Genomic DNA, 19,416 nt, shown 5'->3' with positions numbered 1-19,416 from the left:
GTGATTATTCTAAAGGATTGATAGCTGTCAATGATTGCTGCGGAGTTATCGTCGTATTTTGAATGCGGGGATAGCCGAAGCAATCGGGGCAGGGCATATCATGTAACGCTTTGAACAATGCCTGCTCATGGCCGGTAGATATTGAAAACGTGCAGAATGACGGGTTGGTTTCCATCATAAACAGACAAAAATCTACCACAGGCTCATGTTGATCTAAGTAATTTTGCAGTTCTTTAAAGCAGACCAGTGCTGTGTTTATCAGTGTCTGAAACTGTAAATCAATATCGGAAAACGCATTTTCAGTGATGTCCAGCCAGGGAAACTGCACCGCAATGGTTTTCTGCAATGGTGCGACGGCAGGGAGTGCAGCCCGGTACAAAATGAAAGCTCTTTCATTAAATGATATACGGTGTAATGTCAGAAAGTCATCGGGCAGTAATGAACAAAACTGACTGTCTGGTGCTGTTATTTCCATCTTACTTTGTCTTACCGGTATTCGTCTTCTAAGTTTTGCTGGTCCAAGTACATGGAGATAGGAAATTTATCATAAATATTGTTGTCATCTCCATGCATAGAATGAACAACAAACAAGTTGTTTACCGGTACGCCGTTTGAACCGGCAAAAACATTAATAAATTCTTTCACCAGTACGTGGCTGTTAATTGTAGTCTCGTCTGTGATCTGCCTGGCCAAATCATTGATCCGGTCCAGGCATCCCATGAATTCGTCCAGTAACGAACCCAGCTCTATGCTTCGTGGCGTTTCTTTCAAAACCGACGCCCTGAAATCCGTGGGGCCACCGAGAAAATCACGGTCGATATACGCTTTGATTTCGTAGCGGCGGACAGCGTCAGGTGTGTCAGATACAGGTTGCCCGCTTATTTCAATTTCGTGGACGCTGATCCCGTAATAAGATACATAGTCGTACAAACTGTCTACAAACCGGTAGGCGAAAGAACGCTGATATTCAATTTCCATGCGCCTGGTGATCCGGTTGATTTCGGAGCGGTCCTGGATGCTGGCCTGCACATGCCGTTTGATTTGTGCCGTAAACGTCCGGCCACTAAGAATATAATTATTCACAGCGGCGTTAAGCCGGGTCTTTGCGTCAATTAATCGTTCAGGGTGAGCATCGTCGAGGTAGGCAGTCCCCACGGCCTTAAGTGCTTCTGTGATCAGACCGTAATTGGTTTTGACCAGTTTGTATTTATGCCGGATAGCATAAGCTGAAGATAAACGTTTTCTTGCCCGCTTTAATTCCCGGAATTGTTCTTCATCAAGAGGCATTGAGGCGGCATGTGCCGCCGAAAGGATGCAATAGGATGAGCTCATCAATACGTTACCCAGTTAACGCAGTCTTTAATCACAATTTAGCAGATTAGCACGAAAAGGCCGGCGTTTATATTAGTTTCCGAGTCTCTCTGTGGGTATAATCCGCCGGAAATTATTTATGTGAGAAAATTATGTTCCCGGATACCGTATCTGAAACTTTACCTGAAATTGTACAAAGCCAGGCCGCATTGTTGTCACCGGAAGAACGTACCGCGTTGTTTCTTCAGTACTCTACTAAAGCACAGTCAGTGTGGCTGGTAAAAGGAGAAGAAGGCTTCGTGATGTTCGAAAATGACGGTGCGGTGGTGTTGCCCGTATGGCCCCATAAAGATTTGATCAATACATGGGAAGTGGCAGCACACACCACATTAACAGCGGAAAAAGTGGCGCTGGACACGTTTATGGAAACCTGGCTGCCCGGCATGGCTGCTAACAATACCCATGTGTGCGTTTTCCCTCTTACCAGTGACGATGCAGGCATTATCATGACAGCTTCTGAACTGGCAGACAGTCTGCAAGAAGAGACAAAGTAAAATGACCCTGCCGCCACTTGCCGCCGGGGTTAGTGAGGCCCGTGGTTGGGATAATGTCATGCGCCACATTATGCTGGCAGGCAAGCATTTACCGGTGTTGCCTGAATCTTTACGCTCTGCCGGCAACAAAATTGCCGGTTGTCAGAGTAATGTGTGGCTGGACGTAAATACTGAAGACGGCGCCGCGCCATTTCTGGCGTGGTCTGATTCGAAGGTGATCAGAGGCTTGTTGGCGGTAATGCTTGAAAAAGCCGCATTAAGCGGACCTCTCACCGTCGGTGAGTGGCAGGAATTCTTGCAGCAGGCAGGTCTTGAACGCTATCTCAGTGAGTCACGCACCAGTGGTTTGCGCTATGTCATTGCCGTGCTTGCAGATACTAAATGACACGATTGTCCCGGATGCGTTCTAACACGCCGTTAAAACAGTCAATATCCGGCTCGTTAACATCGCACTGAAAGGGTAGTTGCCGCGAAATGCGTTTTACCTGTTCGGTATCATCTACATAGCTGTATACACAGGCGTGAGTGAACAGAATTTCCGTCCATACGGAAGGTAACGGTGAAGAGGAACGGATAAATGCGTCAATATAAGGCAATAAGTCGTATTCAGCCTCAGCAGACAAGCTGGCGATATATTTAACTGCGTCGTTGGCTTCATCTTTTAAACCGTACGCCCGCCCGTACTGGATGGAACTGACAGCTTCAGCCACTCCCTGACAAAAATATACATTGTCATCTTCCTGTGCACTGGCAAAGCAGGACAACAGGGTAAGTAGTATGGTGCTGATCAGTGTTTTCATTCATCTTTCCTGAGAGACTGGCAAGTTAAGCATAGCAACTATTGCCCGTGATGTTTATTTTTTGCCTCTATCCATTGTGACATAAATTGTGAAGCCCGCAGTGACTGGTGCCATACCATCGCCTGTAAAAACCACTGCCGGCGATAGGCGTGAAGGCGGTCGCGGCGGGCATTAACTTCATCGAGGAGCATTCGCTGGTGTTTTACTGAGTCAAAATGATTGGCAGCAAAACGTTTGCCATCTTCTGACGCTTTCAACCATCGTTTTTCATCAGTATATAGTGTGACAGCAGATTCAACAAAGTCTTCGTTGGTATGTGTAACCATGCCGGGCCAGGTTTTATGTGTACCAATCCCTTCCGCACCGGTTGTTGTGGTAACAGAGGGCGTACCGCATTGCATGGCTTTCACCAGTTTTCCCTTTACGCCGGCGCCAAATCTTACGGGGGCCAGCATTATCCGGTGAGATGCAATGGTTTCGTCTGCATTCTCAGCCCATCCCCTGACGTGAAATCCTCTGGCCGGATTATGCAAAGCCATTGCCTTTTTAGGAGGATACGCGCCGTATATATTCAGGTTAATGCCCGGCAGACGCTTTCTGACAGCCGGCCAGAGTTGTTGTAACTGAAGTACCGCATCCCAGTTCGGGGCATGCCGGAAATTACCGATAAAAACAAAATCTGAGCGGGCATGGAACTCTGGCAAAGGTGTCCGGCACCCGGTCGTAAGTAGCGGCAGGTGCAGCAATTGCTCCCGGGGGATCGGGAAATTGCTTTGCAGCCAGTTCAACTCCCGGTCAGAAATGATAAGCGTGAGGTCACTGCGCAGGATGGCGGCGACCTCCCTGATAGTCATGTCACTGAATGTGGCGGGAAAGTTGTCTGATTTGTGGCCGCTTTTAACCTGCTCGTGACGCTGATGTCTGAGGCTGTGCAGGTCTTCAGTATTCAGTATGCGCATGGCGTCCGGGCAAGCGCCGCGCACTCTTGCACTGAACTGCTCTTCAGTCATAAAGCGGTCGAACACTACCACATCCGGCGAAATAGCGGCAATACGCTCATCGAAACTGCTGCAATTCAGTGCCACACTTTCTGTCGTCAACCCGTCTAAATTCAGATTAGCGCAATGTTCAGACGCGTTGGCGGCAGTCATAAATACCACCCGCCAGCCATCATTCAGGAAGCCGGTGATAATACCCATCATGTTCTGTCCCGCTGCTGAAGAGTCAGGCTCTGGCCACACAAAACCGATAATCACAGCCACAGGCCGGGAAGATGAAAACGCAGTGCTCACAAGGTGTTCCGCTAACAAAAGACGGTATGTTACCAGACTCGGGGCAGGGTATGCATTTTAAGACTTATGTATCTGGTCATACGTCGTCTCTTCTATACCTTTACGTTAAACTTCAAATAATTCCCGGGCCCGTATTATTTAAGGCCTTAAACTGAAAAAGTGTGGCATGTTACGATTTCCTGGCCTATACATGTAAACAGCGAGCTGAAAAAAGGAACGCCTGCTGAACAAGGTCTACAGGATATTGCCGGAGTATTGTTGTGATGAATGCACAAGATATTGCAGAAAAAGCGAGTGGGGTGTTTGTACTGCCTGATGCAGTGACCCGGTTAAAAGAGTGTATGGATGACAACGCAGCCAGCATTGATGACATTGCTGAAATCATTGCTTTTGACCCGGGGCTTACCAGCCAGATGCTGAAAGTCGCTAACAGTGCGTTGTACCGCTTCCCCAATAAAATTGAAACCATCAGCCGTGCACTGCAAGTCATCGGGACACGTTCAGCCTACGATCTTGCGCTCGCCTACGGTATTACCCACGCATTTAGTGATATCAACGCCAAAGTTATCGACCTGGACAAATTCTGGGAACAGAGCGTCAGTTGCGGCTTGCTGGCAAAATATTTTGCTGAAAATAAACGCATCCGCGAACCTGAGAAACTGTTTGTGTGCGGTTTACTGCATAACATCGGAGAGCTGGTGATTGCATCAGAGGTGCCTCAGGAAGCGAAACGATGCCTGGCGTTTAATGCCAGAGTCAGTCCCGCTGAATTGCAAAAAGCCATTCTCGGTTTTACCTATGCTGAATTGTCGTCTGCTCTGGTACAGTGCTGGGGGATCCCTGAATCTATTTATCGTCCGGTATCGCTGATCCACGACGTCGACAGCGGAGTGGACGATTCCGATACCCTTATTCTGCAACTCAGTTACGTACTGGCCCTGGATAACGTAAATCCAGAGGTGTATCCGAGCTATCACAATCTCTCGCCGGAGCTGCACGACCGACTGGCGTTAAAGCGGGAAGACCTGGAAGATGCGCTGGATATCACTAACCTGCAGTGTATCAGTGTAATGTCACTGTTTAATCCGAACTCATTTATCCTTTACTGACCGCCGGTTTCCTCCGGCGGCCGCCGTCTGCTAATCAAATACCGCCACCGTTTGCCTGCTAAGGGCAACAACATCATTATGACTGTTCCAGATGGTCGCTTCTGTGTGACCGTATCCGTCTGCAGCCTGACGGGTATGTACCTTATATGCGAACCAGTCTGTACCACTGACCTCGTGATGAGGGTGAATAAATTCAAGATTCCAGCTCACAGTACTTGCCGGTGCAGGCCATCGCAGCATCTGCAGCAAAGTAGGAGGCCAGGCATCGATCATAGTGATCAGATGTGCATCACTGATGCTTTGAGGCGCTTTCTTAAAACGCATGAAACCGTGGTAATGGCTGCCTGATTTTCCTGTGAAAGGCATGCCGCCATCGTCGATAGCCAAATCAAAATGCTGGAAAAATTTAGGCGTGACCTTAGGTATTTGCGGGATAAATTTTGCCTTTTGTGGCCAGGGCATTTCGTGGGTTTCAATATTGTCTACCCGAATCTTTGAGGTCCGTGCCATGCCGAAGCATGCCTGCACAAACACACATGTCTGACCGTTTTGTATAATCTGACCCGTGTACTGGGATACGTTTTTTCCGGTACGCAGGCAGGTGACCAGAATAGTAAAGGGCTCGTTCAGTGACAAAGGACCGACGAAGTTAGTGGTGTAAGAGCGTAAAACACGGTCATCATGAACCTGTTTTGAAATGGCCTGATAGGCCATGCCGGCGGAGATCCCGCCAAATGCAGTGCGGCCCTGGGCCCAGTCCTTTGGTATGATTAATGGTTCACTCTGCCACTGATTTTCGGTGATAGCAGACATTACCGGTACAGCAAGTAATTCATCTACGTGCATAATTCTTCTGGTCGGATGAGTTTTGATGTATCCTAGCAGAGTTTTTACACTTCGCCAATTTTACGGTTTCAGGAAGAGTCCGGACGACTTATGACAACAATCCATTTTGCCCATGCCAACGGGTTCCCGGCAGCCACATACAATACTCTGTTTTCAGCATTACCGGCAGACTGGAACGTGCTGGCGAATCCTCAGTTTGGCCACAAGCCAGAATTTCCTGTAGCCGGTAACTGGCAAAAACAGGTTGATGAACTTGTCTGGTATCTGGATTCGCAGGAGCAATATCTACCTGTCTGGCTCGCCGGTCATTCATTCGGAGCCATGTTGTCTTATATGACCGCTTGCCGTTATCCGCAAAGAGTAAAGGGGGTGATTATGCTGGATCCCCCGATGGTGTACGGGGCTAAACAATGGCTGGTGCGCGGGGCGAAAAAACTGAATCTGATGGACAGAATAACGCCGTCACGGCTTGCGAAAATTCGCCGGACGCACTGGCATAAGGATGATGATCTGGAAGGATACTTTGCCGGTAAAGCACTGTTCAGAAATATGGATAAACGTTGTATCCGGGATTATGTCGTCGCAGGCACGGTGAAGGACGGAGAAAACCGCAGACTGACTTTTGACAGACAGGTAGAAGCTGAGATCTTCCGTCATTTCCCCCATAATCTGCACCAGTTTTCAGGCAAATTGCAGTGCCCGGGGTTGATGGTTGCCGGTTCCGGATCGGATGTGGCAAAACCGTCAGACAGAGCCAGATTCGTTAAAGACAATGCTCTGGAATTCCGGATGTTCGATGGCGGTCATATGTTTCCCCTCGAACAACCGGAAAAAGTCGCTGAAATCATTTCAACCACGATTCAGCGCTGGCAGGCGGGCTAACCCCCTAAACCACCAACAGGCATGCCCAGCATTTCGCGGGTTACCAGTACAACCCCTTTATCAGACACACGGAAGCCCCGGGCACGGTCTGCCTCATGGTCGTAGCCGATAACAGTGCCTTCGGGCACCACACAACCCCGGTCAATGACGACTTTCTTCAGCCGGCAGTTACGCATAACTTCAACATCAGGCAAGATAACCGCTTCTTCAATGGTGCTGTAAGAGTGCAACCTGACATTTGAGAAGCACAGACTTCTGCGCAGCGTTGAACCGGAAATTATACAACCGCCTGACACGACGGAATTAATGGCTTCACCCCGTCTGCCGTCTTCATCCCAGACGAATTTCGCAGGGGGCAATTGCTCCTGGTACGTCCAGATTGGCCATAAACGATCGTACAGATTCAGTTGCGGAACCGGCGCAACCATTTCCATGTTGGCTTCCCAGAAAGAATCAATAGTACCCACATCGCGCCAGTAAGCCTGCTCATCACCGGATGTTTCAAACGGGTAGGCAATTACCGTATGGTCTTTAATGATAGAAGGGATAATGTCTTTACCGAAATCACGTTGAGAGCCTTGTTTTTCAGCATCACGGCGCAATTGCTCGAACAAAAACTCTGTATCGAAAATATAATTACCCATAGATGCCAGACAGCGAGTGCTGTCACCGGGCAGAGGAGTAGGGTGTTCAGGTTTTTCTTCAAAGCCCAGAATACGCATATTTTCGTCAACCGACATGACTCCAAATGCCCCGGCAGCTTCCTGAACCGGTACCGACATACAGGACACCGTCATTTTTGCGCCGCTTTCAACGTGGCGGGCAATCATCGGGCCGTAGTCCATACGGTAAATATGGTCTCCGGAAAGGATCATCACATATTTGGGTAACTCATCGCGGATAATATCGATGTTCTGGAAAACCGCATCTGCAGTCCCTTCATACCAGCTATCGGAAAACCGCTGGGATGCTGGTAGAATCTCGACGGACTCACCTAGTTCTTTTTTAAAGTGTCCCCAGCCCCGCACCAGGTGGCGGATGAGTGAGTGTGATTTGTACTGCGTTACCACACCAATCCGGCGGATACCGGAATTAACACAATTAGATAACGGAAAATCGATTATGCGAAATTTGCCGCCGAAATAAAGGGCAGGTTTTGCCCGCCAGGTAGTCAGTTCATGCAGTCTTGACCCCTTGCCGCCGGCAAGAATCAGCGCGTAAGTGTCCCGGGTCAAATTACTGATATAGCGTGAACTGTTATCAGCCATGTTGGTTCTCCATTTTATCAGCACGTTACGGCTGTGCCTGAAAGACAAAAGCAAAAAGTAACATTTGGACAACACTGTCACAAATGATTAACTCCATATTACACAAGATAAAATTTAACGCCAGATAAGGATTTTTATGCCGGCTAAATTAACCAGAACCCCGGTGATTTTCGATCACGACGGCGGTATCGACGATTTATTATCTCTGATGCTTTTACTGACAATGGACCATGTGGATCTGTTGGGCGTGACGATTACCCCGGCAGACTGCTATCCGGATGACGCACTGTTAAGTACCTTAAAAATTTTAACGCTTACCGGTAACGGGCATGTGCCGGTAGCCACAGGGAATATCCCGGGCCCTAATCCGTTTCCCCCTGAATGGCGGGCTCAGCCAAGGGTTTGTCACAGCATGCCGGAAATGCTGCGGACACAGGAAACCACAGATAATGTGCAATCTGTCGCGGCTGATATCTGGATTGAGGAAACATTAAAGCAGGCAGAATCACCGGTAACGGTGCTGATGACAGGACCGTGTACGAACTTATCTGCAGTTTTGTCCCGTCAGCCAGCTTTGAAAGCCGCTATCAAAGAAGTGATTTGGATGGGGGGTGCCATTGATGTGAAGGGGAATGTGGCAATGCATGACCATAACGGTACCGCAGAATGGAATGCTTATTGGGATCCCTGTGCTACCCGTACGTTAATTCAAAGTGGCGTTAATGTGTGTCTGGTTCCTCTGGACGCCACAAATGCGCTCCCTGTTGACCGGGCGTTCCTTATCCAGCTCGCTCAATCATGCACCCCGGTGGCGGATCTGGCAGGGCAGTTCTGGGCTGCAACGGTCACCGCTATCCCGTCTTACGAGTTTACCTATTTCCTGTGGGACATACTGGCGACGTCCATCGCAGGATTACCGGAAACGGCATTTTCAAAAACGTCAGGGTATGTTAACGCATCTGTTTCGACCCCTGATGCAGGACGCATTTTCAGATGCGAAAAAAATGAGGGGTACAAAGTAAATTGGATTGACCGGGTTGACGCAGATGCCGTCAGAAAATATGTCGTTCAGCAATTTTCCGGGACGTTTGACACATTTCCTGCTGCAAATGTTAATTAAGTGTTATATATTTTGAGTGAATATCAACACGGAGATTGAAAATGGCGTGGCTGAAAAAAACGCTGGTGAGAATAATAGTGCTCATTTTCGTGCTGACAGGCATCGGGTTTCTGTTACCTTCAGATTATCATGTCGAACGCAAAATCATGATCAATGCCGCGGCTGAAGACATTTATCCCAATGTAGTTAATTTAAAAGCATGGCCCCAGTGGGCAGTGTGGTTTATGCGTGACCCGGCGATGCAGGTTTCGTTTAGCGGCCCTGACCGCGCCATCGGTATGCAAACGGCCTGGCTCAGTGAAACTCAGGGCGACGGTGAGATGGAGATTACCGGTTTGCAACATAACCGTGCGATGACCTACCGGCTCTATTTTCCTGAGTACGAAATGGGGTCGACCGGTGAATTCACACTGGAGTCTGTTGAAGGAGGTACACTGGTTACCTGGAGCGACAGCGGGGATATGGGTATGAACCCGGTAAACAGGTATATGGGATTGATGATGGACGGCATGATCGGCCCTGACTTTGAACTGGGGCTCGAAAACCTGAAAACCGTTGTGGAAAATCAGAGTTAGTCCAAAGACCTGAGTAGATAAACTGATCCGACAACCGGAAGAATGACGCACATGGCGGTCATTACATGCGATATAGTGAATGTTACGACCGCCATGGAGTCTTACAGCGTTGTACCCGAAAAATAAAATCCTCGTCATCGCCTCACTGGCTGCTAACAAACTGGCGGATTTGCTGATATCCGCCAAAACAACGCTGCCCGCATTACTTTTGTCATTGTCTGCACCTGTATGGATGATTAGCTGGCTGGTGCCTGTGAGAGAATCCGGTGCTTTACTTCCACAGGCATTCATCGGTGTTTTACTGCGGCGTTATCCTGCAAGGCATCAGGTGTGGCGTTCCGGCATGATTGTGCAGGCGCTTTCAGTGACCGTAATGCTTCTCAGTGCGCTGTATTTCGAAGGCGTCCTGGCCGGTTCGGTGGTACTGGGGAGCCTGATTTTATTGAGCCTGGGACGGGCTGCCTGCTCACTAACGATGAAAGACATCCAGGCGGACGTCGCTGATAAAGGAGAGCGGGGCGATTTACTGGGGATAGCTTCTACTGTGTCCGGTGTACTGACTCTTTGCCTTGCAGTGCCGCTTATTTATTTCAAATCAGCACTGGGGCAAACCGTTGTACTGATGATTATTGCACTGGCTCTTGCCGGGTTTGTCGCATCGTTGTTTATTCTGTTACCGGTGAAAACCCGGGTCAGTGTCGGAAACGAGCAACAGGACAGCTCCGGCTTCTCTTTTTCTCTGTTTGATGCTGTGGTGTACCGCTTCATTGCAGTCAGAGGCCTCTTTGTACATTCAGCGCTGGTCGCACCGTTTTTTATGCTGGAAGGCGACGCTGACAGTCAATCGCTGTTACCGTTTTATCTGGCTGCTCAGGCCGCTGCAACCATGCTGTCCTCGCTGGTTTGGGGCAGGGTGGCAGATAAAAGTGCCAGACTCACCCTTCAACTGGCAGGAATACTGGCTGTCCTTGCCTGTGCCGGCCTGCTCATGTTCAGTATTAACAGTCTGTGGTGGCCAGCCAGCTTATTTTTCGTGTTATCCGTTGCCCACACCGGCGTGCGTACGGGCCGGAAAACCTACAGTCTGGATGTGAAGGAGGGGCAGCAACGCACGGAACTGGTGGCCTTCTCGAATACCGCTATTGGTATTATATTGCTGCTATTCGGGGCCACTTATGCTGCACTGGGAGAGGTATTGCCCTTCAGTGTTGTTTACATCATGGCCGGTTTTCTGATTGCCGGTGTGTTGCTTACACTGATTTTACCGCAGGAAAAAGCGCCGGACTGAGTCAAAGCTCCGGCTCATCAGAATGTAGTGCTGCTGCAACTTTGCTTTGGGCTTTTCTGTTGATGATAAGGCTTACAGCGCGACTTGCCTTCAGTAATGCGGTCATATCGACGCCAGTATCAATGCCCATGCCATTGAGCATATACAGCACGTCTTCTGTAGCAACATTGCCGCTGGCGCCTTTGGCGTAGGGACATCCCCCCAGCCCAGCTACGGCACTGTCTATGATACTGACGCCCTGTTGCAGAGCCACGAGTATGTTTGCCAGAGCCTGTCCGTAAGTGTCGTGAAAGTGCACTGCCAGTTGAGGCAGTGGTACTACCTCTCTGACTGCTTCCAGCATTGCAGCTGTTGCCAGCGGCGTACCGGTTCCGATGGTATCGCCAAGGGATATCTCATCACATCCCATGGCAGTGAGTGCCGAAGCCAGCCGCGCGGTGGCAGCAGGGGCAATGTACCCTTCATAGGGACAACCCAATACACAGGAGACATAGCCCCGGACTTTCAACCCCTTCGCCTTGGCTTCGCTGACAACCGGTTCAAATCTGGCAAGGCTTTCACCAATGCTACAGTTGATGTTTTTTCGTGAGAAGGATTCTGATGCGGAACCAAAAACAGCCACTTCTTTTACATTTGCCGCCAGTGCCGCTTCCAGCCCCTTTTCGTTGGGTGTCAGTGCACTGTAAGTGACGCCGTTAACTTCGGGCAGTCCGGCAAACACCGCGGCGGTGTCTGCCATTTGCGGTACCCAACGGGGTGAAACAAAACTGCCTGCTTCAAGGCGTGTCAGCCCGGCTTCAGTGAGCATCCCCAACAATGCTATTTTCTCTTCAGTGGTCACCGGTGCGGACTCATTCTGCAGCCCGTCTCTTATTCCCACCTCAACCAGCGTTACCTTGCGGGGGAGTTCATTTTTCATCAGGCGTAAACTCCAGCAAGACACTGCCGCCGTTAATCATGGTACCCGGAGAGCAGAAAAGCGTTTCCAGCGTGCCATTGCAGGGCGCTTTGATGCTGTGCTCCATTTTCATTGCTTCCATGATAACCAGAACGGTATCTTTTTTTACTTTGGTCCCGGCTTTAACAGGGCAGGCGACAATCGTGCCGTTCATCGGTGCAATAAAGGTGTTTTCAGTGCCGCTTCCTTCATCAGAGCCTGTATCCGGTTTGATCTGATTAAAAATCAGGCTGCCTTGTTGCGTGAAGAGCGTACGGGTTTCTCCGTTCTCTGAAACGCGGAAGGTTTGTAAATGATCGTTAATGTTTAACTTTAACGTGTCATTCAGCCATTTACCGTTTGCACGCAGTGTGTTGCCATCAATGGTAATCAGCCAGTCGTCGCTTTCCTGTTCAGGCCAGCGGATGTCCACCGTGAAGTTGTCCGTGCCGGCAACAGCCAGTTGCACTGTTTTCTGATAGGTTCCGTTCATCCGCCATGATGAGGATGTTTCCCATGGGGATGTAACGGCGGTCTCTTCCCGTGGCAACACGCAGAGCAGTGCCATCATCGCCAACTGTTCGTCACTTACTTTTTTGTTTAACTGCAACGACGCAGTGTGTTTGTCGATGAAAGTGGTTGTTAAATTGGCTGCGATAAATTCCGGGTGAGTGGCCAGCCTGTGCAGATAATCCACATTGGTGGTTACTCCGGCAATATGATATTGCCTCAAAGTTGTCGCCAGGCGTCTGAGTGCCCGTTCACGGTTTTCATCCCACACAATCAGTTTTGCGATCATCGGATCGTAAAACATGGAGACTTCATCACCGCACCGGACACCGGTATCCACCCTGACATAACGGGAGGGTTGCGGCGGAGTATGCTCTGTGAGGATGCCGGTTTCCGGTAAAAAGCCGTTATCGGGGTCTTCAGCGTAGAGACGGGCTTCAAAAGCATGGCCGTTTATCGTAAGTTCCTGCTGTTTTTTCGGCAGCACTTCACCCTGTGCAACTTTAAATTGCCATTCCACCAGATCTTCACCCGTGATCATTTCCGTCACAGGATGCTCAACCTGTAAACGGGTATTCATCTCCATGAAATAAAAACTTTCGTCTTCATCAAGGAGAAACTCCACTGTGCCGGCACCTTCATAGGCAATGGCTCTGGCTGCCTGCAGTGCCGCTTCACCCATCTGAGTGCGCAGCGCTTCTGTCATGCCGGGAGCAGGGGCTTCTTCAATGATTTTCTGATGACGACGTTGTAAGGAACAGTCACGCTCAAACAGATAAACACCATTGCCGTGCTGATCGCAAAATACCTGGAACTCCACGTGACGGGGGCGGGTGAGGTATTTTTCCACCAGCATAATATCGTCACTGAAGCTGGCCATAGCCTCCCGTCTGGCAGCACTCAGAGCGTCAGCGAATTCTTCATCCTTCCAGACCTTTCGCATGCCTTTACCGCCACCACCGGCGGCGGCTTTCAACAATACCGGATAGCCCATTTCTCTGGCTGCCTGAAGTAGTACAGCATCCGCCTGGTCATCGCCGTGATAGCCCGGCACCAGCGGAACACCGGCTTTCTCCATAATGGATTTGGCCGCCGATTTTGAACCCATCGCACGGATGGCCTCGGGCGGCGGGCCAACAAAAATAATATTGTTGGCTCGGCAGCTTTCGGCAAATGCTGCGTTTTCAGATAAAAAGCCGTAACCGGGATGGATGGCATCTGCACCGGTTTTCAGTGCAGTATCAATAATGACATCGCCACGAAGGTAACTGTCTTTTGACGGGGCTTCGCCTATTTTTACCGCTTCATCAGCCATCGCAACATGCATGGCGTTTTCGTCGGCAGAGGAATAAACCGCCACCGTTGCTATACCAAGTTTCTTAGCAGAGCGGATAACACGGCAGGCAATTTCACCGCGATTCGCAATCAGAAGTTTATTAATCATTACTGCTCTCCTGCCACTGCGCCGGGCGCTTGTCCAAAAAAGCGGTTAACCCTTCCTGGCCTTCATCAGATACGCGGATATCCGCGATTTCCTGACTGGTTTCCTGCATCAGGTTTTCGTCTACAGGGCGGAATGCCACATTGCGCACCAGTGCTTTAGCTCTGGCCATGGCCACGGGACCATTTTTAAGCAATTGAGAAACGAGAGTTTCTACCGTGTCATCCAGTTCGTCTTCAGTGACCACTTCACTGAGCAGGCCCAGTCGTCTGGCACGGCGGGCTGAAAATACTTCTGCGGTCTGGAAATAGCGGCGACACACACGGGCACCCATCGCTTCAATGACATAAGGGCTGATGGTGGCGGGTATAAGACCAATCCGGACCTCACTTAAGCAAAATTTGCTGAGTTTGGTACCGACGGCCATGTCACAACAGGCAATCAGACCTATTGCGCCACCGAAGGCTGCACCCTGAACTCTGGCAATAACCGGTTTTGGCAAGGTATTCAGTTTGTTAAGCAAAGTGGCAAGGGCGAAAGCATCCTGCTGATTTTCCTCTACAGAATAACCAGCCATTTTTTTCATCCAGCCGGCATCTGCACCGGCACTGAAAGATTTACCTTCAGCCCGCAGGATCAAAACACGAACGTAATTGTCCTGAGCGGCGGTGTCTAAGTAATGAGATAACGCTGCAATAATGGTGTCATCAAACGCATTGTGCTTTTCCGGCCGGTTCAGTGTAATGCTGGCAACGCCGGGCTCATCAATATGGTACGTCACGAAATCGGTTACAGGTTCCATGATCCGGACTCCTTACATGCGGAACACGCCGAAGCGTGTTTCTTCAACGGGTTTATTCAGGGCGACTTTCAAACTCATTCCCAGCACTTTGCGGGTATCGGCAGGGTCAATCACACCGTCATCCCACAGGCGCGCGGAAGCATAGTAGGGGTGTCCCTGCTTTTCATAAGTATCGATAACCGGTTGCTTGAAGGCCTGCTCTTCATCGTCAGTCCAGCTTTCGTTATTACTTTCTTTCTGGTCACGTTTCACCTGCGCCAGAACGCCTGCAGCCTGTTCACCACCCATCACTGATATGCGGGCATTCGGCCACATAAATAAAAATCGCGGATCATAAGCGCGTCCACACATGCCGTAATTGCCGGCACCGAACGAGCCACCAATGAGAACAGTGATTTTCGGCACTTTGGCGCATGCCACTGCGGTGACCATTTTCGCCCCGTGTTTAGCAATGCCACCAGCTTCGTATTGTTTACCCACCATGAAACCGGTGATGTTCTGCAGGAAAATAAGCGGAGTCTTGCGTGTTGCGCATAACTGCACAAAGTGCGCGCCTTTCAGCGCACTTTCGCCGAACAGAATGCCATTATTGGCGACAATACCTACTTCCATACCGAAAATGCTGGCAAAGCCGCAAACCAGTGTTGTGCCGTATAGGGGTTTGAATTCATCAAACTCAGAGCCGTCTGTGATCCTGGCTATTATCTCTCTGACATCATAGGTTTTCCGCGAGCCTTCCGGCACGATGCCGTAGATGTCTGATGCCGGATAGCGTGGCTCTTCCCAGTGTTGTTCTGCCACCTGATACCGGTTTTGCCGGTTCAGTCTACCGACAGCATTGCGTGCCAGCTCCAGTGCATGATGATCGTTATTAGCGAGCTGGTCGGCAACGCCTGAAGTACGGGTATGCACATCGCCACCGCCCAGCTCTTCAGCACTGACCACTTCACCGGTTGCTGCTTTTACCAGCGGAGGACCGCCGAGAAAAATGGTGCCCTGTTCGCGTACAATAATACTTTCATCGGCCATAGCCGGTACGTACGCACCACCGGCGGTACAGGAGCCCATTACCACGGCGATTTGCGGAATATTTTGCGCTGACATATTGGCCTGATTAAAGAAGATCCGGCCAAAGTGTTCGCGGTCGGGAAAGACTTCTTCCTGACGGGGCAGGTTAGCGCCACCGGAATCTACCAGATAAATACAGGGCAAGTGATTTTCTTCCGCGATGGTTTGCGCCCGTAAGTGTTTTTTGACTGTGAGCGGGTAATAGGTACCGCCCTTCACAGTGGCATCATTGGCAACAATCATGCATTCCAGGCCGGCCACGCGCCCGATTCCGGCGACTACGCCGGCGCAGGGTACGTAATCGTCGTACACTTCCCAGGCTGCAAACTGTCCGATTTCCAGAAACGGAGAGCCTTCATCCAGAAGAACGTTTATACGCTCACGGGCCAGTAGTTTCCCCCTAGCATGGTGTTTTTCCACGGCTTTTTCGCCACCGCCCTGGGAAATCTGAGCGACTTTGGCTTTAAGATCGTCTGTCAGACGGCGCATACAGGCGGCATTATCTTTAAATTCTGCCGATGCAGAATTCATAGTAGTACGCAGAACGGGCATAACCCCTCCTTACTTATTCAGATTCTTTGAACAGTTCGCGGCCGATGAGCATCCGGCGGATTTCAGAGGTACCTGCGCCTATCTCATAGAGTTTTGCATCACGAAGTAAACGTCCCGTAGGGTACTCATTGATATAGCCGTTGCCACCCAGCAGCTGGATGGCGTCCAGCGCCATACGGGTAGCGAGTTCCGCCGAGTACAAAATGGCACCGGCAGCATCTTTTCGTGTGGTTTCGCCGCGATCGCAGGATTTAGCAACGGTGTACACGTAGGCCCTCGCGGCATTCATCTGTGTGTACATGTCGGCAATTTTGCCCTGTACAAGCTGGAACTCACCGATAGACTGACCAAACTGCTTCCGGTCATGAATATAGGGTACGACGATGTCCATGCAAGCCTGCATGATACCCAGCGGACCACCGGACAGGACAAGGCGCTCATAGTCCAGTCCGCTCATTAAGATACGGACACCTTCGCCTTCTTTGCCCATCAGGTTTTCTGCCGGCACTTCACAGTCTTCAAACACCAGTTCGCAGGTATCGGAAGAGCGCATACCCAGCTTGTCGAGTTTTTGTGCACGGCTGAATCCCGGGAAATCACGCTCAACAATGAACGCTGAAATGCCCTTGTGGCCAGCCTGTGTGTCAGTCTTTGCATAGATGACAAAGGTGTGGGCATCAGGACCATTTGTGATCCACATTTTATTGCCGTTGAGGATGTACTTGTCGCCTCGCTTTTCGGCCCTCAGCTTCATGGACACCACATCAGAACCTGCACCGGGCTCACTCATCGCCAGTGCGCCGATATGCTCGCCGCTCACCAGAGCCGGCAAGTATTTTTCTTTTTGTGCCTCAGAGCCGTTACGGAAAATCTGGTTAACGCATAAATTCGAGTGCGCTCCGTAACTCAAGCCAATTCCGGCTGAAGCGCGGCTGATTTCTTCCATGGCGACAGTGTGTGCAAGATAGCCCATGTTGGCGCCGCCGAAGCTCTCATCTACCGTGACACCCAGTAACCCCATGTCACCAAATTTTGTCCATAACTGATTGGGAAAACGGCTTACTTCATCCGCTTCTGTCGCCAGCGGTGCAATTTCCTGCTGTGCAAACTGATGCACATGTTCTCTGAGCATGTCGATTTCTTCGCCCAGACCAAAATTTAATGTGGGGTAGGGTGTTATCATCTGTCGTGTCCTCGTTTTAATTCTGCCAGCTCTTCACGGCAGCGAGCTTCAACTTCATCAAGTTCACCCATCAGCATCTGAATGTCTTCGAGTTGCTGACGAAGTACCGCACGCTTTTGTTCCGTCATGCTGAGCATCGTTTCCAGCTGGATGGCTGAATCCGGATTTGTGTCGTAAAGTTCGAAAAGGTTGTTCACTTCCGCCAGTGAGAAGCCCAACCTCTTACCACGTAAAATTAGCTTTAACCTCACCCTGTCTTTGTTATTGTAGATGCGGTTCTGCCCGGTTCTTGAAGGTGTAATAAGTCCTTGTTCTTCATAGAAACGGATGGATCTGGGTGTTATATCAAACTCCTTTGCCAGTTCTCCGATGGTAAAAGTTTGCTCTTCTTTGCTGTTTGTCATGTCTGTGCCTTGTCGGTGTCGTTAACCTGTATGCCCGGCCCGTAACAGGCATGACGACTGAGAAACTGTCTTAATACAGGTTTACGTTAACGTAAATTGTAGTTAACGTTAAGGTAAGGTAAGAAAATTGTAACGTCAATAAGTGCAAAGTTTATGTTACGTTTTCCGGTGATATATGATGTACTGAATATAATTTGTGCAGTACCTGAACTTCCTAAAATAAGTGAGGCAATACAACTATGAGCAATGAAGCGGTAGTAATTGTGGCAGCAAAACGTACCCCTATGGGTGGATTCAATGGCAGTTTGTCTTCTGTGCCATCGACGGAGCTGGGTGCTGAAGCGATTAGTTCAATTTGTACTGATGTTGATGTAAGTCAGATTGATGAAGTCATTATGGGCTGTGTATTACCTGCCGGTCTTGGTCAGGCGCCGGCCAGACAAGCTGCATTGAAAGCAGGCCTGCCTTTATCCGCCGGTGCAATTACCCTCAATAAAGTGTGCGGATCCGGACTCAAAGCCGTGATGCTGGCCCACGATCTGATCAAAGCCGGCAGCGCAGAAGTCGTCGTAGCCGGTGGCATGGAAAGTATGAGTAATGCACCGTATTTGTTGCCAAAAGCTCGCACAGGTTACCGTATGGGTCATGGTCAGGTACTTGATCATATGATGCTGGACGGACTTGAGAATGCCTACGATGGCAAAGCCATGGGGTGCTTTGCGCAGGATACCGCTGACAGTGAAGGACTGACCCGTGGTCAGATGGATGAATACGCGTTAACTTCACTTTCCCGTGCGAACGAAGCTATCAACACCGGTGCGTTTGCCAATGAAATTTCTGCTATTACCATTTCTACCCGTAAGGGCGATGTGGTGGTTGATACTGACGAAGGACCGGGTTCAGCCCGTCCTGATAAGATTCCGTCATTACGTCCTGCATTCAAAAAGGACGGTACGGTAACAGCGGCAAACTCCAGCTCAATTTCCGATGGTGCTGCAGCCCTGCTGGTGATGTCTGAATCGAAAGCCGCGTCACTTGGCCTGACGCCACTGGCCAAAGTGGTGGCGCACGCTACCAATGCCATTGAACCTGAAAACTTCACTGTTGCTCCAGTAGGTGCAATGGAAAAAGTGCTCGATAAGGCCGGTTGGTCTAAAGAAGAAGTCGATCTTTGGGAAATCAATGAAGCGTTTGCCATGGTAACCATGCTGGCCATTCAAAAGCTGGGTCTGGATGCAGAGAAGGTGAACATTAATGGTGGTGCCTGTGCGTTAGGTCACCCTATTGGTGCATCCGGTGCCCGTATTCTGGTGACGCTTATCCACGCACTGGCTAACAAAGGAGCGAAGAAAGGTATTGCTTCTTTATGTATCGGTGGTGGCGAAGGTGTAGCCCTTGCCGTTGAAATGTGCTGATGGTTGCGTACCTTAGTTACTGAATATAAAGGCAGTGCAGTCATGTACTGCCTTTTTTT

Annotated in this window: 20 protein-coding genes; 8 read left to right on the top strand and 12 right to left on the bottom strand. The window is 50.0% G+C overall.

All coding sequences use genetic code 11. From position 1 onward, the window contains the following. Positions 1-4 precede the first annotated feature (4 nt). Positions 5-475, bottom strand: a complete 471-nt coding sequence (locus J3369_RS11980) for a hypothetical protein (protein ID WP_349587100.1) — start codon at positions 473-475, stop codon at positions 5-7. An 11-nt stretch (positions 476-486) separates the two neighbouring features. After that, entirely contained in the window at positions 487-1,287 is an 801-nt protein-coding gene (locus tag J3369_RS11975) for a hypothetical protein (RefSeq protein WP_349587097.1), read from the bottom strand. 176 nt (positions 1,288-1,463) lie between these two features. Here J3369_RS11975 and J3369_RS11970 point away from each other — a divergent pair, with 176 nt between their 5' ends. After that, positions 1,464-1,865 carry a DUF2750 domain-containing protein gene (locus J3369_RS11970; RefSeq protein WP_349587094.1) on the top strand — a complete coding sequence of 134 codons (402 nt, stop codon included), beginning with the start codon at positions 1,464-1,466 and terminating at the stop codon, positions 1,863-1,865. A gap of 1 nt (position 1,866) precedes the next feature. Beyond that, positions 1,867-2,250 carry a SufE family protein gene (locus J3369_RS11965; RefSeq protein ID WP_349587091.1) on the top strand — a complete coding sequence of 128 codons (384 nt, stop codon included), beginning with the start codon at positions 1,867-1,869 and terminating at the stop codon, positions 2,248-2,250. On the opposite strand, the gene J3369_RS11960 is transcribed toward J3369_RS11965, so the two are convergent. Both J3369_RS11960 and J3369_RS11955 read right to left on the bottom strand, forming a co-directional pair. Further along, on the bottom strand, positions 2,243-2,665 hold the full coding sequence (locus tag J3369_RS11960; RefSeq protein ID WP_349587088.1) for a hypothetical protein: 423 nt from the start codon (positions 2,663-2,665) through the stop codon (positions 2,243-2,245). The two genes, J3369_RS11965 and J3369_RS11960, sit on opposite strands and share 8 nt — an antisense overlap. Positions 2,666-2,703: 38 nt before the next feature. Beyond that, positions 2,704-3,957 (bottom strand): glycosyltransferase, encoded by a 1,254-nt coding sequence (locus tag J3369_RS11955; protein WP_349587085.1) that lies wholly within the window; start codon positions 3,955-3,957, stop codon positions 2,704-2,706. Positions 3,958-4,220: 263 nt separating this feature from the next. On the opposite strand from J3369_RS11955, the gene J3369_RS11950 reads away from it, so the two are divergent. Next, entirely contained in the window at positions 4,221-5,066 is an 846-nt protein-coding gene (locus J3369_RS11950) for an HDOD domain-containing protein (RefSeq protein ID WP_349587644.1), read from the top strand. 30 nt (positions 5,067-5,096) lie between these two features. Here the strand turns inward: J3369_RS11950 and J3369_RS11945 are convergent, their stop codons facing one another. Then, positions 5,097-5,912 (bottom strand): acyl-CoA thioesterase, encoded by an 816-nt coding sequence (locus tag J3369_RS11945; protein ID WP_349587082.1) that lies wholly within the window; start codon positions 5,910-5,912, stop codon positions 5,097-5,099. A gap of 90 nt (positions 5,913-6,002) precedes the next feature. On the opposite strand from J3369_RS11945, the gene J3369_RS11940 reads away from it, so the two are divergent. Continuing rightward, on the top strand, positions 6,003-6,794 hold the full coding sequence (locus J3369_RS11940; protein WP_349587080.1) for an alpha/beta fold hydrolase: 792 nt from the start codon (positions 6,003-6,005) through the stop codon (positions 6,792-6,794). Here J3369_RS11940 and glgC read toward each other — a convergent pair. Further along, positions 6,791-8,062, bottom strand: coding sequence for a glucose-1-phosphate adenylyltransferase (gene glgC, locus J3369_RS11935; protein WP_119501571.1), 1,272 nt, complete (start codon positions 8,060-8,062; stop codon positions 6,791-6,793). The genes J3369_RS11940 and glgC overlap by 4 nt on opposite strands. A gap of 136 nt (positions 8,063-8,198) precedes the next feature. Here glgC and J3369_RS11930 point away from each other — a divergent pair, with 136 nt between their 5' ends. The 3 genes from J3369_RS11930 to J3369_RS11920 all read left to right on the top strand — a co-directional run bounded on the left by J3369_RS11930 (position 8,199) and on the right by J3369_RS11920 (position 11,045). Continuing rightward, the gene (locus tag J3369_RS11930; protein WP_349587077.1) at positions 8,199-9,182 is read left to right on the top strand and encodes a nucleoside hydrolase; all 984 of its coding nucleotides are present in this window, start codon (positions 8,199-8,201) and stop codon (positions 9,180-9,182) included. Between the two features lie 41 nt (positions 9,183-9,223). Next, on the top strand, positions 9,224-9,757 hold the full coding sequence (locus J3369_RS11925) for an SRPBCC family protein (protein ID WP_349587074.1): 534 nt from the start codon (positions 9,224-9,226) through the stop codon (positions 9,755-9,757). Positions 9,758-9,836: 79 nt separating this feature from the next. Further along, positions 9,837-11,045, top strand: coding sequence for an MFS transporter (locus J3369_RS11920; protein WP_349587071.1), 1,209 nt, complete (start codon positions 9,837-9,839; stop codon positions 11,043-11,045). Position 11,046: 1 nt separating this feature from the next. Here the strand turns inward: J3369_RS11920 and J3369_RS11915 are convergent, their stop codons facing one another. The 6 genes from J3369_RS11915 to J3369_RS11890 are packed head-to-tail and all read right to left on the bottom strand — an operon-like array spanning position 11,047 to position 17,942. Next, positions 11,047-11,964, bottom strand: a complete 918-nt coding sequence (locus J3369_RS11915) for a hydroxymethylglutaryl-CoA lyase (protein WP_349587068.1) — start codon at positions 11,962-11,964, stop codon at positions 11,047-11,049. Beyond that, the gene (locus tag J3369_RS11910) at positions 11,954-13,936 is read right to left on the bottom strand and encodes an acetyl/propionyl/methylcrotonyl-CoA carboxylase subunit alpha (RefSeq protein WP_349587065.1); all 1,983 of its coding nucleotides are present in this window, start codon (positions 13,934-13,936) and stop codon (positions 11,954-11,956) included. The genes J3369_RS11915 and J3369_RS11910 overlap by 11 nt, the downstream gene beginning before the upstream one ends. Beyond that, the gene (locus J3369_RS11905; protein ID WP_349587062.1) at positions 13,929-14,735 is read right to left on the bottom strand and encodes an enoyl-CoA hydratase/isomerase family protein; all 807 of its coding nucleotides are present in this window, start codon (positions 14,733-14,735) and stop codon (positions 13,929-13,931) included. Before J3369_RS11905 ends, J3369_RS11910 begins: the two co-directional genes overlap by 8 nt. Positions 14,736-14,747: 12 nt before the next feature. After that, positions 14,748-16,355, bottom strand: coding sequence for a carboxyl transferase domain-containing protein (locus J3369_RS11900; RefSeq protein WP_349587060.1), 1,608 nt, complete (start codon positions 16,353-16,355; stop codon positions 14,748-14,750). A gap of 13 nt (positions 16,356-16,368) precedes the next feature. Next, positions 16,369-17,538, bottom strand: a complete 1,170-nt coding sequence (locus J3369_RS11895; RefSeq protein ID WP_349587057.1) for an isovaleryl-CoA dehydrogenase — start codon at positions 17,536-17,538, stop codon at positions 16,369-16,371. Next, positions 17,535-17,942, bottom strand: coding sequence for a MerR family transcriptional regulator (locus J3369_RS11890; RefSeq protein ID WP_119501562.1), 408 nt, complete (start codon positions 17,940-17,942; stop codon positions 17,535-17,537). The genes J3369_RS11895 and J3369_RS11890 overlap by 4 nt, the downstream gene beginning before the upstream one ends. A gap of 239 nt (positions 17,943-18,181) precedes the next feature. Here J3369_RS11890 and J3369_RS11885 point away from each other — a divergent pair, with 239 nt between their 5' ends. Continuing rightward, complete coding sequence (locus tag J3369_RS11885; protein WP_349587054.1) at positions 18,182-19,357, top strand: thiolase family protein; 1,176 nt, start codon at positions 18,182-18,184, stop codon at positions 19,355-19,357. Positions 19,358-19,416: the final 59 nt, after the last annotated feature.

Source organism: Alteromonas sp. NFXS44 (assembly GCF_040148705.1).
In the GTDB taxonomy this organism is placed as follows: domain Bacteria; phylum Pseudomonadota; class Gammaproteobacteria; order Enterobacterales; family Alteromonadaceae; genus Alteromonas.
This window is presented reverse-complemented; position numbering and strand designations above follow the sequence as displayed.

Coding starts and splice junctions, on each gene's coding strand:
- J3369_RS11980 (WP_349587100.1), bottom strand. CDS start 475: ATGGAAATAACAGCACCAGACAGTCAGTTTTGTTCATTACTGCCCGAT.
- J3369_RS11975 (WP_349587097.1), bottom strand. CDS start 1,287: ATGCCTCTTGATGAAGAACAATTCCGGGAATTAAAGCGGGCAAGAAAA.
- J3369_RS11970 (WP_349587094.1), top strand. CDS start 1,464: ATGTTCCCGGATACCGTATCTGAAACTTTACCTGAAATTGTACAAAGC.
- J3369_RS11965 (WP_349587091.1), top strand. CDS start 1,867: ATGACCCTGCCGCCACTTGCCGCCGGGGTTAGTGAGGCCCGTGGTTGG.
- J3369_RS11960 (WP_349587088.1), bottom strand. CDS start 2,665: ATGAAAACACTGATCAGCACCATACTACTTACCCTGTTGTCCTGCTTT.
- J3369_RS11950 (WP_349587644.1), top strand. CDS start 4,221: ATGAATGCACAAGATATTGCAGAAAAAGCGAGTGGGGTGTTTGTACTG.
- J3369_RS11945 (WP_349587082.1), bottom strand. CDS start 5,912: ATGCACGTAGATGAATTACTTGCTGTACCGGTAATGTCTGCTATCACC.
- J3369_RS11940 (WP_349587080.1), top strand. CDS start 6,003: ATGACAACAATCCATTTTGCCCATGCCAACGGGTTCCCGGCAGCCACA.
- glgC (WP_119501571.1), bottom strand. CDS start 8,062: ATGGCTGATAACAGTTCACGCTATATCAGTAATTTGACCCGGGACACT.
- J3369_RS11930 (WP_349587077.1), top strand. CDS start 8,199: ATGCCGGCTAAATTAACCAGAACCCCGGTGATTTTCGATCACGACGGC.
- J3369_RS11925 (WP_349587074.1), top strand. CDS start 9,224: ATGGCGTGGCTGAAAAAAACGCTGGTGAGAATAATAGTGCTCATTTTC.
- J3369_RS11920 (WP_349587071.1), top strand. CDS start 9,837: ATGTTACGACCGCCATGGAGTCTTACAGCGTTGTACCCGAAAAATAAA.
- J3369_RS11915 (WP_349587068.1), bottom strand. CDS start 11,964: ATGAAAAATGAACTCCCCCGCAAGGTAACGCTGGTTGAGGTGGGAATA.
- J3369_RS11910 (WP_349587065.1), bottom strand. CDS start 13,936: ATGATTAATAAACTTCTGATTGCGAATCGCGGTGAAATTGCCTGCCGT.
- J3369_RS11905 (WP_349587062.1), bottom strand. CDS start 14,735: ATGGAACCTGTAACCGATTTCGTGACGTACCATATTGATGAGCCCGGC.
- J3369_RS11900 (WP_349587060.1), bottom strand. CDS start 16,355: ATGCCCGTTCTGCGTACTACTATGAATTCTGCATCGGCAGAATTTAAA.
- J3369_RS11895 (WP_349587057.1), bottom strand. CDS start 17,538: ATGATAACACCCTACCCCACATTAAATTTTGGTCTGGGCGAAGAAATC.
- J3369_RS11890 (WP_119501562.1), bottom strand. CDS start 17,942: ATGACAAACAGCAAAGAAGAGCAAACTTTTACCATCGGAGAACTGGCA.
- J3369_RS11885 (WP_349587054.1), top strand. CDS start 18,182: ATGAGCAATGAAGCGGTAGTAATTGTGGCAGCAAAACGTACCCCTATG.